This is a genomic window from Pseudomonas sp. S3E12, from assembly GCF_001702295.1.
Taxonomy (GTDB): Bacteria; Pseudomonadota; Gammaproteobacteria; order Pseudomonadales; family Pseudomonadaceae; genus Aquipseudomonas; species Aquipseudomonas marginalis.
In genome coordinates, this window is the sequence record NZ_MBDT01000016.1 from 133,124 (window position 1) to 146,637 (window position 13,514).

Consider the following 13,514-nt stretch of genomic DNA (forward strand, 5'->3'; position numbering starts at 1 on the left):
CATGGACATCCACAACCTGCTGGACAGCGAAGACGCCACCGGTTTGGCCGAATGGGTCAGGCGCGGTGAGGTGCAGCCCGGCGAGCTGCTGGAAGCGGTGATCGAGCGTATCGAACGGGTCGAACCGCAGCTGAATGCGGTGGCCGAACGGCTTTATGATTCGGCCCGCCACTCGGTGCGCGCGTCGCGCCCCGGCCACGCTGTGTTTGCCGGGGTGCCGACCCTGATCAAGGACCTGTTTTCGCCGGTCAACGGCGCGGCGATGACCAATGGCTCGCAGGCGTTGGGAGGCGCTCGCGCTGACGTTGAAGCCGAACACGTCAGCCGTATCCGCCGTGCCGGGTGCGTGATTGTCGGTACCAGCACCTCACCCGAATTCGGCACCTCGTATTCCACCGAGTCCAACCGCTTTGGCGCCACGCGCAACCCCTGGAACATCGCCCACAGTGCCGGCGGCTCCAGTGGCGGCGCGGCAGCCTTGGTGGCGGCGCGCGTCGTACCGTTTGCCCATGGCAACGATGGCGGCGGTTCCTTGCGTGTGCCGGCGTCCTGCTGTGGGGTGTTCGGCCTCAAGCCCAGCCGCGGGCTGTTGCCTTCCGGGCCGATGATCGGCGAGGGCTGGGCCGGCATGGGCAGCCCCCATGCGATTACCTTGTCGGTACGTGACAGCGCCGCGCTGCTGGATGCCACGGCCGGGATCGACCTGGGCGCACCCTATGCCGCGCCGCTGCAGGCGCAGCCCTATGTCACCGCGCTGCAGCAGGACCCTCGGCCGCTGCGGATCGCCCTGGTCGAGCAGCTCGGGCCTTGGCCGACCTCCGGCGAAAGTGTGCAAGCCGTACGCCAGGCCGCCAGGTTGTGCGAATCCCTGGGCCACCGCGTTGAACCGGTCAATTTGCCGGTGGCGCTGCCGGCATTTCTCGATCAGGTCTTCACCATCATCGGTGCGAGCACGCGTCACTACGTCGATGTGTTGGGGCAGATGCGCGGTTCCGCCGTGCAGCCTGAGGAGCTGGAAGCCCGCACCCGCATTATCCTGCGCTGCAAAGGGGCTGTCAGCGGTGCGCAGTACGCCGGTGCCGTGGAATGGATTCATGCCTTGGGCCGGCAGTTGGCGGTATTCATGCAGGATTACGACCTGATCCTCACGCCGACCCTGGCCCGCGAGCCGGTACCGATCGGGGAGCTGGACCTGCAAGACGACCGCTTGAGCCTGGAGGAACTGATCGAACGGTTCCACAGCTACTCACCGTTCACGGCGCTGTTCAATGCCAGCGGGCAACCGGCGATGTCGGTACCGTTGTACTGGAGCGCTGCCGGCCTGCCGATGGGCGCCCACTTCGCCGCGCGCTTTGGCGAAGAAAGTACCCTGCTGGCCCTTGCGGGGCAGTTGGAGCGGGCCCAGCCCTGGCGCGGTCGGGTTCCGCCGGTCAACGCCTGTCGGTTGTGAGCCTCTGAGGGCTTCTGCATCGGGCGGGTGGACCGACCTGCCTGATGCAAAACGCCTTCTGGTCATTCAGCCGCCAATCGCTGCCTTTTTATCCGGTACATATCACCGTCCGCATGGCTGAGCAGGGTGTCGGCATCCTCTCCGTCCTGGGGATAAACCGCCACGCCGATGCTGCAGGACGGCATCTTCACCCCACCAAACTCGGGCCCCAGCGGCTCGGCCATGACCGCGAGTATCTGCACCACCCTGACAGAAATAGCCTCCCGCGACGGGATGTCGGTCAACAGCACCGTGAACTCATCACCGCCCATCCGCGCCACCAGGTCGCTGTCGAGTACGCAGCGTTCCAGGCGTCGGGCGATCGCACACAGCACGCGATCGCCCATGGCATGGCCATGTACATCGTTGATGCCCTTGAAGTCATTGATGTCCAGGAACAGCAACGCCAGGCCGCGGTTGTGGGACTGCGCACTGTGCAGGGCCTGGTCCAGCCGATCATTGAACAGTGAGCGGTTGGTCAGGCCCGTCAGCGGATCATGGTGGGCAAGGAAGCGCAGTTCTTCTTCGGCCTGGGTAAGCGCCGTCACGTCCCGTGCGACGCCGATTCGTGCGCCCACCTCTTTGGACCAGAAGGCCGCCCACAGGATGTGCACCACACTGCCGTCCTTGCGTAGATAGCGGTTGCGGAAGTCGACATGGGATTGGCCATTCATGACCCGCACAATCGAGGCTCGGGTGCGCGCCAGGTCTTCCGGGTGCATGTAGTGGGTGATCAGGGTGCCGACCAGTTCGTCGGCCCGGTAGCCGAGCAGGGCCTCGCAGCCATCGCTGACGAAGACAATCTGGCTGTCGCCGTCGACGACAAATACCGTATCCAGCATCAGGTGGATCAGTTTCGGGTACAGCGCTTGCAGGTCAACGGGCATGGGGTATCGGGCGTCCGGTTCATATCGGTCGATCATAGCCCGATCATGAGCAGGGGCGTCGAGCAATCCTGCACATTTTTAGTCCGCTCGGCAGCCGCTGAGAGCGGCCTGGCAGAGGCTTTTCGCGTAGTGGGAGGCGCTGGGAGCCACAGGGAGGGTTGTCGTACAACCGAATGCGCTATGATGCGCGTTCCTCCGCCAACCGAGATACCCGTTCTTGATGGACAACCCGAACGTCCAGCCCACCGTTCGCCGCCGGCACCGCAGCCTGGCCGAAGAACTGGTCACCGAGCTTTCCCGGCGTATCTGTTCCGGTGAGCTGCCGCGTGCCACCAAGCTGCCCACCGAATCCGAAGTGATGGCCGAACATGGGGTGAGCCGCACGGTGGTGCGCGAGGCCATTTCGCGCCTGCAGGCCTCGGGCCTGGTGGAAACCCGGCACGGCGTCGGCACCTTTGTGAAGGATATCCCGAGCCCCAGCGGGTTTCGCATCGACCCGGACAGCATCGTGACCTTGCAGGATGTGCTGGCCGTGCTGGAGTTGCGCATCAGCCTGGAGGTGGAGGCTGCCGGCCTGGCGTGCGTGGGGCGCACCGACGAGCAATTGCAGGTGATGCGCGACTCGCTGGATGCGCTCAACTCACGGGCGGTGAGTGCCGACTACGCGGTGTCGGCAGACTTTCAGTTCCACCAGCAGATCGCGCTGGCCACGGGCAATCGCTATTTCACCGACATCATGTTGCACCTGGGACTCAACATCCTGCCGCGTACACGCCTGCACTCCAAACGCCTGGCCAACGATAACAAGGAGCCCTTCCTGGAGCGCTTGAGTCGTGAGCATGAGGACATCTACAAAGCCATCCTGCGCCGTGACGCCGATGCGGCTCGGGCGGCGATGCGCCTGCACCTGTCCAACAGCCGCGAGCGTATGCGCCGGGCCTATGAAGCCGCCGCCGCCGAGTTGTCGAACGGCCCGGCCGCGGTGAACGCGCCGCCCTGAAGCCGGCTGCCCGGTTCATCGGCCGCCGCTGGCGGTTGCTGCTCGACCTTGGCGCGAAACGCTTCCGAACTGTCCTTGGGCGCAAAGCCCAGGTGCTCGGTGTGCCGGGTGCTCCACCAGCGATCGCGATTGGCCGAGACGCCATACACCACACTGTGTCCCACATCCTTGGCCAGCAGGGCGCGCGTCACCAGGTGGTCCAGGTCGGCGTAACTCAGCCAGGTCGACAGCATCCGCCGGTTGCGCGGCTCGGGGAACGACGAGCCGATGCGCAAGCTCACGGTTTCAATCCCATAGCGGTGAAAGTAGAACGCCGCCAGGTCTTCGCCGTAGGCCTTGGAGAGGGCGTAGTAGCCATCCGGACGGCGTGGTGAGTGCACGTCCAGTTCAACGTCCTGGGGATAGAAACCGGTGACGTGGTTGGAACTGGCAAACACAATCCGCTTGACCCCCTGCTGTCGCGCCGCCTCATAAATGTGGAACGTGCCGCGAATATTGGCGTCGAGAATCTCCTCGAACGGCCGCTCCACGGAAATCCCGCCCAGGTGAACGATGGCGTCGACTCCGTTGACCAGCGCCGCCACGGCGGCCCTGTCGGCCAGGTTGCAGGTGATCACTTCGTCGTGCTCACCCCGGCTGGGGGTCATGGGGCTGATGTCCGATGCGCGGACGCTGTCGGCATGGGCCTGCAAGGTGTTCCGCAGGATTTGCCCCAGGCCGCCGGCAGCGCCGGTGAGCAAGATGCGCGTGAAGGGTTTGGGTGGTGTGGTCATGGTCAGGTCTTCCATTGAACGCTGAATGCAGGTGGCTTGCCTGTCGAGCGATGCGCACTCGCCAGGCAAGTCGTGGGTGCTTTACATGAAGTTGTACTGGATGCCCAGGCGCCACCGCGCCTGGCGGTCTTCGGACGTGGCGTTGACCTTCACATCGCCAATCTCCATGAACGGGGCCCATTCCTTGGTGAGCTTGTATTTGACGATCAGGTTCTGTTCGTAATCGCTCTTCTTGTTGTCGTAGCGGATGTAGTCAGTCTTGAAGTAGATGAACTGATATTCGTACGCCCACTTACTGGCCGGCGTGTAGCCGAGCCAGCCCTCGAAACGATGGGTGGTCTGGTCATCCTTGATGTGGTCGGGCAAGTCCTCGTCGACCTGGTCGCGGTCCAGCTTCTTGGCGTCCAGGCGATAGCGCGTGGCGGCGTAGAAGGCGTCGTTGATCTTGTAGTTGTACTTGAGGCCGAACTTGTAGGTGGTCGAGTCTTTCGAGCTGTCCATCTGGAACGCCGGGGTCAACGTCGATTGCGCGCTGAGTTTGTAGTTGTAGCTCACGGTGAACTCGTGCCCGTTGTTGACCATGTTGTCGTAGGCGACGTCTTCACGGTCGCCGGCGGTGCGGTATTTCATTTCCGCTTCAAATCCCAGGCCACTGTCCAGGCGGTAGTTGAGCTTGATTCGGTCAGCGTGGGCGCTGTCCTCCTCGGTGAACTGGTGGCGGTAGTTGATGCTGGCAGAGTCAGCGCTGACATACAGCGGCAGGCCGAGGGTCAGGGCAGTAACGAGCGTGCGTAGGGTGGTGTTCATACGGTCTTCTTTTTTGTTTTTGTTAGGGTCGTTTGACGGTTGCTACGGCAGTGGGTTGTTGCGTATGGCTCTCATCTAAGGTGCCGATATACGTTATCGTACGACAAGATGACTCGTCTATGGCTTATCGGTGGTTTTGAAACATCTTGAAATATATGTGCCCAGTGAATAGGGCTTTACAGCAATCCAGGTTATTCCTTGGTTGTCTTTAAAAATAAGGGTTTTGTCGGGATTTATTGAAAATGCATGCAGAAGAGGGGCGGGTTATTGGGTCTTTTCAAGTGTTGTACGATGACCTATGATCGGTCGCAACAGACGACACTTCCGTCACAAATCCAATAAGAAGGCTTACGACGTCCATGAGAATCACAGCAGTCAACGTCCAGGTATTTTCCTACCCGACCCGCCGCGCAGTGGACAGTGCCGGCCATGCGCACCCCGGTGATGTCACCCAGGCGCAGATGGCTTTGCTGCGCATCCAGACCGAAGACGGCCAGGAGGGTTATGCCTTCGGCGCCCCGGAGCTGATCCGCCCGTATGTACTCGATGGTTTCGTGCGCAAAGTGCTGGTGGGGCAGAACGCTTTCGATCGCGAAAAGATCTGGCACGACCTCGCGCACTGGCAGCGCGGCAGTGCCAGTCAGTTGACCGACCGCGCCCTGGCGCTGGTGGAGCAGGCCCTGTGGGATTGGGCCGGGCGCAAACTGGGTGTGCCGGTGCACAAGTTGATTGGCGGTTTCCGCGACAAGGTGCCGGCCTACGGCTCCACCATGTGTGGCGACGAACTGCCCGGAGGCCTGGCGACCCCGGAAGACTACGGGCGTTTTGCCGAGACCCTGGTGCAGCGCGGCTACAAGGCCATCAAGCTGCACACCTGGATGCCGCCGGTGTCCTTCGCCCCGAGCCCGCGCATCGACGTGCAGGCTTGTGCGGCGGTACGCGAAGCGGTCGGCCCGGACATCGCCCTGATGCTCGACGGTTATCACTGGTACAGCCGCACCGAAGCGCTGTACATCGGGCGTGAGCTGGAGAAGCTCGACTTCGCCTGGTTCGAAGAGCCGATGATGGAAGAGTCCGCCGAGTCCTATGCCTGGCTGGCGGGGCAGTTGGACATTCCGGTGCTGGGCCCGGAAACCCTGTCCGGCAAACACCTGAGCCGCGCCAGTTGGGTCAAGCATGATGTGTGCGATATCTTGCGCGCCGGTGTGGCGGGCGTCGGCGGCATTGCGCCGTGCCTGAAGGTTGCGCACCTGGCTGAATCCTTCGGCATGGATTGCGAGATTCATGGCAACGGTGCGGCCAACCTTGCCGTGGTCGGCGCGATCAAGAACTGCACCTGGTATGAGCGTGGCCTGTTGCACCCGTACCTGGATTACGACGAAGTGCCGGCCTACCTCAAGCGTCTGGTAGACCCGATGGACAACGACGGTTTTGTGCACCTGTCCGACTTGCCGGGCCTGGGTGAAGACATCGATTTCAACTTCATCGAGACCCATACGCTTAAAAGCTTCTGACGTGTACAGGGTCAGTCCGGCATCCGTCGGGCTGATCAAGAGCCCTATAAATATAAAAAAGGCACTCTTGTTATGAGCATTTTCCCTTCGCTGTGGGCGCGGGTGTTCGTCGCCGCGCTGGCTGTCACCGCTGTACCTGCAAGCTTCGCAAAAACCCCGGCCGATCAATTGATCGTCGGCATGAGCATGATCAACCTGCTGTCCCTCGACCCGGCGGCGGCCACCGGCCTGGACGTGTCGGAGATCAACGCCAACCTCTATGACATGTTGCTGGTGCAGGATGTCGCCCAGCCGGATCGCCTGGTACCGGCGCTGGCCGAGCGCTGGCAGGTCAGTGATGACCGCAAGACCCTGACCTTCAACCTGCGCACCGGCGTGAAGTTCCAGTCCGGCAATGACCTGAGTGCCGAAGACGTTGCCTGGTCGTTGCAGCGCGTGCTCAAGCTCAACCTCGCACTGGCCTCCACCTGGAAGGCCTACGGCTTTACCGCCGAGAACGTCGAGCGCTACATGCGTGCCACGGATGCCTCGACCTTTGTGATCGAGCTGCCCCGGCCCACCGACCCGCTGCTGGTGCTCAACACCCTGGCGACCTCGCCGAGTGCCTTTATCCTCGATCGCAAGAAAGTCCTCGAACACCAGAAGAACAACGACATGGGCGCCGCCTGGCTGGTGACTCACGCCGCCGGCAGCGGTGCGTTTGTGCTCAATGACTGGCGCGCCAACGACGTGATCCTGATGAGCCGCTTCGACGGGTACTGGGGCGGCCCGGCCAAGCTCAAGCGCATCGTCATGCGCAACATGACCGAGTCGCAGTCGTTGCGCCTGATGATCGAGCGCGGCGACCTGGACATCGCCAAAGGCATGTCTGCGCCGGACATCGAAGCCCTGCAGAAAAGCGCCAAGGTCCGCACCCAGACCTTGCAGCGCGGCACCCTCTACTACGTCGCCCTGAGTGTGAAGCAACCGATGTTCGCCGATGCGCGTGTGCGCAAGGCCGTGCGTGCGCTGATCGATTACCAGGGCATCAACCAGACCGTCATGCCCCATTACGGCGTGATCAATCAACGGCCGCTGCCCCTGGGCCTGGCCGCGCGCCTGCCGGATCCCGGCTACACGCTCAACGTCGAGCAGGCCAAGGCCTGGCTGGCCGAGGCCGGTTACCCGAACGGTTTCAAGACCACCATTCGCGTGCTCGCCGAACCGCCGTTTATCAACATTGCCTCCAACCTGCAGTCGACCCTGGCCCAGGCCGGTATCGACGCCAGTATCATCACCGGCACGGGCAACCAGATCTACGGTGCGATGCGTGAGCGCAGCTTCGACATCATCGTCGGCCGCGGCGGTGGCGGGGCGGAACGGCATCCGCACTCCAGCCTGCGTACGCTGGTGTACAACCCGGATAACCGCGATGAGGCCAAGCTCACCAATTTCCAGGGCTGGCGCACATCCTTCTACAGCCCTGAGCTGAACCAGCTGATCGAGCGCGCGGAAGTCGAGCCTGACACAGGCAAGCAACTGGCCCAATACCGCGACATCCAGGAGCAGGTCGACCGGCAGGTCGGGGCCATTTTGCCGGTCTCGCAAATGACCGACACCGTGGTGGTGTACGAAGACGTGGCCGACTTCCAGGGCCATACCGCCGCGACCACGCGCTACAAAGACGTCTACAAGAAGCGCTGACCGATTATCAGGAGCTCACTATGTTTGTTATGACTGCCTCTGTCATGGGCGCTCGCGCGTCCAACACGGCCCGGCGCGCGGGTACGGTGCTGGTGACCTTGCTCGGCCTGCTGGCCCTGACGTTCATCATCGGCCGGGTCATGCCGCTCGACCCCGTGCTGGCGGTCGTCGGGCCGGATGCCGACAGTTCCACCTACGATCAGGTGTACCGGTCGATGGGCCTGGACAAGCCGATCTGGACCCAATTCGGTCTTTACCTCAATGACCTGCTCCACGGTGACTTCGGCAATGCGCTGTTGACCGGCCACCCGGTACTGGACGACATCCTGCGCGTCTTCCCCGCGACGATTGAACTGGCCACCCTGGCGATCCTGTTCGGCGTGCTGATCGGTTTGCCCCTGGGCGTCTGTGCCGCCAGCAACCAGGGGCGCCTCGGCGATCACGTGGCGCGGGTGATCACTTTGTTCGGCTACTCCACGCCGATTTTCTGGCTGGGCATGATGGGGTTGCTGGTGTTCTACGCCTGGCTCGGCTGGGCCGGTGGAGCGGGGCGCATCGACCTGGCCTATGACGGCATGGTGCCCGAGGTCACCGGCCTGCTGCTGATCGACTCGACCTTGGCACGTGACTGGGATGCCTTCGCCAGCGCCCTGCGCCACATCGTGTTGCCGGCGCTGATCCTCGGCCTGAACTCGGTGGCGTATATCAGCCGCATGACCCGCAGCTTCATGCTCGAGCAGCTGTCCCAGGAGTACATCATCACCGCGCGGGTCAAGGGCCTTTCCCGGCGCCAGGTGGTGTGGGGGCATGCGTTTCGCAACATCCTCGTGCAGTTGCTGACGGTGGTTGCGCTGGCCTACGGCTCGTTGCTGGAGGGCGCGGTGCTGATCGAAACCGTGTTTGCCTGGCCGGGGTTCGGCCAGTACCTGACCAGCAGCCTGATGCTCGGCGACATGAACGCGGTGATGGGCTGCGTGTTGGTGATCGGCTTGATTTTCGTTGCGCTCAACCTGATCAGCGACGCCTTGTACAAGGTGTTCGACCCCCGTACCCGTTAACGCACGGCGCAGTACCGATAAAACTATAAAAAGAAGGAATTTTGCATGAAGACGGTATTTTCAACACTGCACCTTGGCCTGTTGACGGCGATGCTCGCCCTTGGGCCGATGACAACGGCCAGCGCCAAGACCCCCGCCGATCAATTGATCGTCGGCATGAGCATGGTCAACCTGTTTTCCATCGACCCGGCCAATGCGCCCGGCCTGGATGCCTCCGGCGTCAACGCCAACCTCTACGACACCCTGATCAAGCGTGACCAGGGCAACCCGGAAAAACACCTGCCGCAATTGGCCGAACGCTGGGACATCAGCGAAGACGGCAAGCAGGTGACCTTTCATCTGCGCCAGGATGTGAAATTCCATTCGGGCAACCCGCTGACCGCCGAGGACGTGGCGTGGTCGCTGTACCGGGTGATGAAGCTCAATTTCGGCCTGGCCACCACCTGGAAGGCCTACGGCTACAGCGTCGAGAATATCCAATCGCTGATCCGCGCCACGGACGCCCACACCCTGGTCGTCGACCTGCCGCAGACCATGGACCCGCTGCTGTTGGTGGACTCCCTGGCGATCTCGCCGAGCGCTGTGGTAGTGGACCGCAAGACGGCCCTGGCCCATGAGAAAAACGGCGACCTCGGCGCCGGCTGGCTGGTGACCAACGAGGCCGGCAGTGGCCCCTTCGTGCTGAGCAAATGGAGCGCCAACGATTCGCTGCTGCTGACCCGTTTCGACGGCTACTGGGGCGGCGCGGCCAAGCTCAAGCGCGTGGTGGTGCGGCACATGACCGAATCCCAATCCTTGCGCCTGATGCTCGAACGCGGCGACCTCGACCTGGCCTACGGCATGGCGGCACCGGACATTCGCGCCATCGACGGCTCGGACAAGATCCAGGTGCAGTCATTGCCACGCGGCACCATGTACTACGTGGCGATGAGCATGAAGCAACCCGAGTTTGCCAAGCCTCAGGTGCGTGAAGCCGTGCGCAACCTGATCGACTACAAGGGTCTGGATGAACAGGTGATGCCGTATTACGGCAAGCTCAATCAGCAGCCGATGCAGTTGGGGCTGGAAGCGCGCTTGCCGGATCCGGGTTATCACATGGACGTGGCCAAGGCGAAAAAGCTGCTGGCCGAGGCGGGTTACCCCGACGGTTTCAACACCACCATTCGTACATTGTCGGAGCCGCCGTTCATTGACATCGCCGCGCGCCTGCAAGCGACCCTGGCCGAAGGCGGGATCAAGGCCAGCATCGTCACCGGCACCGGCAACCAGGTCTACGGCGCCATGCGCGCGCGCAATTTCGAGATCATCGTGGCTCGTGGCGCCGAGCGCTATCCCCATCCGTATTTCAGCCTGCGCACCTTCGCCTACAACCCCGACAACAGCGATGACGCCGGCTTGCCGAACTTCCAGGGCTGGCGCGCTTCATTCTTCAATCCGCAGCTCAACAGCCTGATCGACCAGGCGGGCGTGACGCGCGATTCGGCACAGCGGGTCAGCCTGTATCACCAGGCGCAGACGCTCTATGACCAGCAGGTGGGGCCGATCCTGATGATCTCGCAGATGACCGACACCGTGGTCAGCGCTGCCGACGTCAAGGGTTTCAGTGGTGACGATGCCGAGGCCACCCGTTACCTGGGTGTCTACAAGCAGCGTTGAGTCGGGCTGCGGCCCTTCAGAATTCACACAGAGAAGATGCTTATGAATGCCAATCTGTCTTCCATCGACACGGCGGCGAAGCGGCCGGTGGATCGCTCGCCGGGCTCCAGCTTCGATGCCTTCTGCAAGAGCGGCCTGCGGGTGCTGCGTCACCTGTTGCGCAACCCCATGACCCTGGCGGGCCTGCTGGTTGCCCTGCTGTTGGTGGTGGTCGCGGCCTTTGCGCCGTGGATCGCCACCCATGACCCGGTCGCGCAAAACCTTGCCACAGCCTTGCAGGCGCCGGGCTCGGCGCACTGGTTCGGCACCGACGAATACGGCCGGGATATTTTCAGTCGGCTGGTCTATGGCTCGCGGATCACGCTGTACATCATTGCCCTGGTAACCGTGATCGTCGGTCCCATCGGGCTGTTTATCGGCACCGTCTCGGGCTACTTCGGCGGGGCGGTCGACACCGTGTTCATGCGCCTGACCGATATCTTTATTTCCTTTCCCAGCCTGGTCCTGGCGCTGGCCTTTATCGCCGCCCTGGGCCCTGGCCTGGAGCATGCGGTGGTGGCGATTGCCTTGACCTCATGGCCACCGATTGCGCGGCTCGCGCGGGCTGAAACCCTGTCCCTGCGCAACGCCGACTTTGTCGTCGCCGTGGAGCTGCAAGGCGCGTCGCCGGCGCGGATTATCCTGCGCCATATCGTGCCGATGTGCCTGTCCTCGGTGATCATCCGCCTGACCATGAACATGGCCGGGATCATCCTCACCGCCGCTGCTTTGGGCTTTCTCGGCCTGGGTGCCCAGGCGCCGCTGCCGGAGTGGGGCGCGATGATTTCCACCGGGCGCCGCTACATGCTCGAGTGCTGGTGGCTGGTGGCGGTTCCCGGGGCGGCGATCATGTTGGTCAGCCTGGCCTTCAACCTGTTGGGCGATGGCCTGCGGGACATCCTTGATCCGCGCAGCGAATAATCGGAGAACACCTTATGTCTGCCATCAAGCTGAATGTCGAAGGGCTGAATGTGCGCTTCGTCAGTGGCCAGAAAGAAACCCACGCCGTGCGCGACGTGTCCTTTACCTTGGGGCGGGAGAAGCTGGCGATTGTCGGTGAGTCCGGCTCAGGCAAGTCCACCGTCGGGCGCAGCCTGCTCAAGCTGCATCCGCCCAGCGCCAGAATCACCGCCAAGGCCATGGCGTTTGGCGAGGTCGACCTGCTCTCGGCCAGTGAAAAAGCGATGCAGAAGATTCGCGGCCAGCGCATCTCGATGATCATGCAAGACCCCAAGTACTCGCTGAACCCGGTGGTCAAGGTGGGCGACCAGATTGCCGAAGCCTACCTGGCCCACCACAAGGCCAGTCGCAGTGATGCGCGCGAACGAGTCATGCAGATGCTCGAGCAGGTGCATATCCGCGATCCGAAGCGGGTCTACAACCTGTACCCCCACGAGGTGTCCGGCGGTATGGGCCAGCGCATCATGATCGCGATGATGGTGATCACGCGTCCGGAAGTGATCATTGCCGATGAGCCTACGTCGGCGCTGGATGTCTCGGTGCGCCAGCAAGTGCTCAGCGTGCTGGAAGAACTGGTCGACCAGCAGCAGATGGGGCTGATTTTTGTCAGTCACGACCTCAACCTGGTGCGCAACTACTGTGACCGCGTGCTGGTGATGTACGCCGGGCGCGTGGTCGAATCCCTGGCTGCCTGCGACCTGCAATACGCCGAGCATCCCTACACCCGTGGCCTGCTGGCCGCGCTGCCGAGCATGGATAACCGTCGCGTGCACCTGCCGGTGCTCAAGCGCGATCCACTATGGCTGACTCAATAAGGAACCTGACCATGCCCATGATCCAAGCGCACGCCTTGAACCTGAGTTTCGGCACCGGCGCTGCCATCAACCAGGTGCTGCACGATGTGAGCCTGAGTGTCGCCGACGGCGAATCGTTCGGCCTGGTGGGGGAGTCCGGTTCGGGCAAGACCACCGTACTGCGCTGCCTGGCCGGGCAATACCGGCATTGGAATGGCGAGCTGAGCATCGCCGGTGCGCCGTTGCAGCACAAGATTCCCAAGGAGCACTTTCGCAAAGTGCAGATGGTCTTCCAGGACCCCTACGGCTCCCTGCACCCCAGGCACACCATCGACACCGCCCTGCGCGAACCGCTGATTATCCACGGGGTAGGGGACAAGGACGACCGGATCAACGAGATCCTGCTCAAGGTCGGCCTCAACGACAGCTTCCGCTTTCGCTATCCCCATCAGTTGTCCGGTGGGCAGCGCCAACGGGTGGCGATTGCGCGCGCGTTGATCCTTGAACCCCGCGTGCTGTTGCTGGATGAACCGACCTCGGCCCTGGATGTGTCGGTCCAGGCCGAGATCCTCAACTTGCTGGCGGACCTGCGCCAGCGCGAGAAACTCACCTATCTGCTGGTCACCCATGACCTGGGGGTGGTCACTCACTTGTGCGACCGGGTGGCGGTGATGCAGCACGGCCGGATCGTCGAATTGCTCGACTGCCAGGCTTTGAGCCAGGACCAGGCCGTGCACGACTACACGCGCATGCTGGTGCAAGCCAGTCGTGACTTCAGCCAGGAGTCTGAACGACGGCGGGTCGGTTGATTTCTGTAGTCATCGTATGACTATGCTTGATTGGTAATGCGCTAA

The 13,514-nt window shown here is 62.6% G+C and carries 12 protein-coding genes; 9 read left to right on the forward strand and 3 right to left on the reverse strand.

Going from position 1 to position 13,514, the window contains the following annotated elements; all coding sequences use genetic code 11:
- The first annotated feature begins 1 nt into the window (after position 1).
- Entirely contained in the window at positions 2-1,450 is a 1,449-nt protein-coding gene (locus BB029_RS14205; RefSeq protein WP_065939664.1) for an amidase, read from the forward strand.
- A 62-nt stretch (positions 1,451-1,512) separates the two neighbouring features.
- Here the strand turns inward: BB029_RS14205 and BB029_RS14210 are convergent, their stop codons facing one another.
- Positions 1,513-2,376, reverse strand: coding sequence for a sensor domain-containing diguanylate cyclase (locus BB029_RS14210; RefSeq protein ID WP_065939755.1), 864 nt, complete (start codon positions 2,374-2,376; stop codon positions 1,513-1,515).
- Between the two features lie 220 nt (positions 2,377-2,596).
- Here BB029_RS14210 and BB029_RS14215 point away from each other — a divergent pair, with 220 nt between their 5' ends.
- On the forward strand, positions 2,597-3,376 hold the full coding sequence (locus BB029_RS14215; protein WP_065939665.1) for a FadR/GntR family transcriptional regulator: 780 nt from the start codon (positions 2,597-2,599) through the stop codon (positions 3,374-3,376).
- Here the strand turns inward: BB029_RS14215 and BB029_RS14220 are convergent.
- Both BB029_RS14220 and BB029_RS14225 read right to left on the reverse strand, forming a co-directional pair.
- Positions 3,316-4,149, reverse strand: coding sequence for an NAD(P)-dependent oxidoreductase (locus BB029_RS14220; RefSeq protein ID WP_065939756.1), 834 nt, complete (start codon positions 4,147-4,149; stop codon positions 3,316-3,318). The genes BB029_RS14215 and BB029_RS14220 overlap by 61 nt on opposite strands.
- An 81-nt stretch (positions 4,150-4,230) precedes the next feature.
- A complete protein-coding gene (locus tag BB029_RS14225; RefSeq protein WP_065939666.1) occupies positions 4,231-4,956 on the reverse strand; it encodes an oligogalacturonate-specific porin KdgM family protein in 726 nt (241 codons plus the stop codon).
- Positions 4,957-5,315: 359 nt separating this feature from the next.
- Between BB029_RS14225 and BB029_RS14230 the strand changes: the two genes are divergently transcribed.
- From BB029_RS14230 to BB029_RS14260, 7 genes are all read left to right on the forward strand, one after another.
- The gene (locus tag BB029_RS14230; RefSeq protein WP_065939667.1) at positions 5,316-6,470 is read left to right on the forward strand and encodes a mandelate racemase family protein; all 1,155 of its coding nucleotides are present in this window, start codon (positions 5,316-5,318) and stop codon (positions 6,468-6,470) included.
- Positions 6,471-6,542: 72 nt separating this feature from the next.
- Positions 6,543-8,153: an ABC transporter substrate-binding protein gene (locus BB029_RS14235; RefSeq protein ID WP_065939668.1), complete on the forward strand. Its 1,611-nt coding sequence runs from the start codon at positions 6,543-6,545 to the stop codon at positions 8,151-8,153.
- A 20-nt stretch (positions 8,154-8,173) separates the two neighbouring features.
- Positions 8,174-9,211 carry an ABC transporter permease gene (locus BB029_RS14240; RefSeq protein ID WP_027603508.1) on the forward strand — a complete coding sequence of 346 codons (1,038 nt, stop codon included), beginning with the start codon at positions 8,174-8,176 and terminating at the stop codon, positions 9,209-9,211.
- Positions 9,212-9,256: 45 nt separating this feature from the next.
- Positions 9,257-10,867, forward strand: a complete 1,611-nt coding sequence (locus BB029_RS14245) for an ABC transporter substrate-binding protein (RefSeq protein ID WP_065939669.1) — start codon at positions 9,257-9,259, stop codon at positions 10,865-10,867.
- Positions 10,868-10,909: 42 nt separating this feature from the next.
- A complete protein-coding gene (locus BB029_RS14250) occupies positions 10,910-11,827 on the forward strand; it encodes an ABC transporter permease (protein ID WP_027603510.1) in 918 nt (305 codons plus the stop codon).
- A 14-nt stretch (positions 11,828-11,841) separates the two neighbouring features.
- On the forward strand, positions 11,842-12,681 hold the full coding sequence (locus BB029_RS14255) for an ABC transporter ATP-binding protein (protein ID WP_027603511.1): 840 nt from the start codon (positions 11,842-11,844) through the stop codon (positions 12,679-12,681).
- An 11-nt stretch (positions 12,682-12,692) separates the two neighbouring features.
- Positions 12,693-13,469: an ABC transporter ATP-binding protein gene (locus tag BB029_RS14260; RefSeq protein ID WP_065939670.1), complete on the forward strand. Its 777-nt coding sequence runs from the start codon at positions 12,693-12,695 to the stop codon at positions 13,467-13,469.
- Positions 13,470-13,514: the final 45 nt, after the last annotated feature.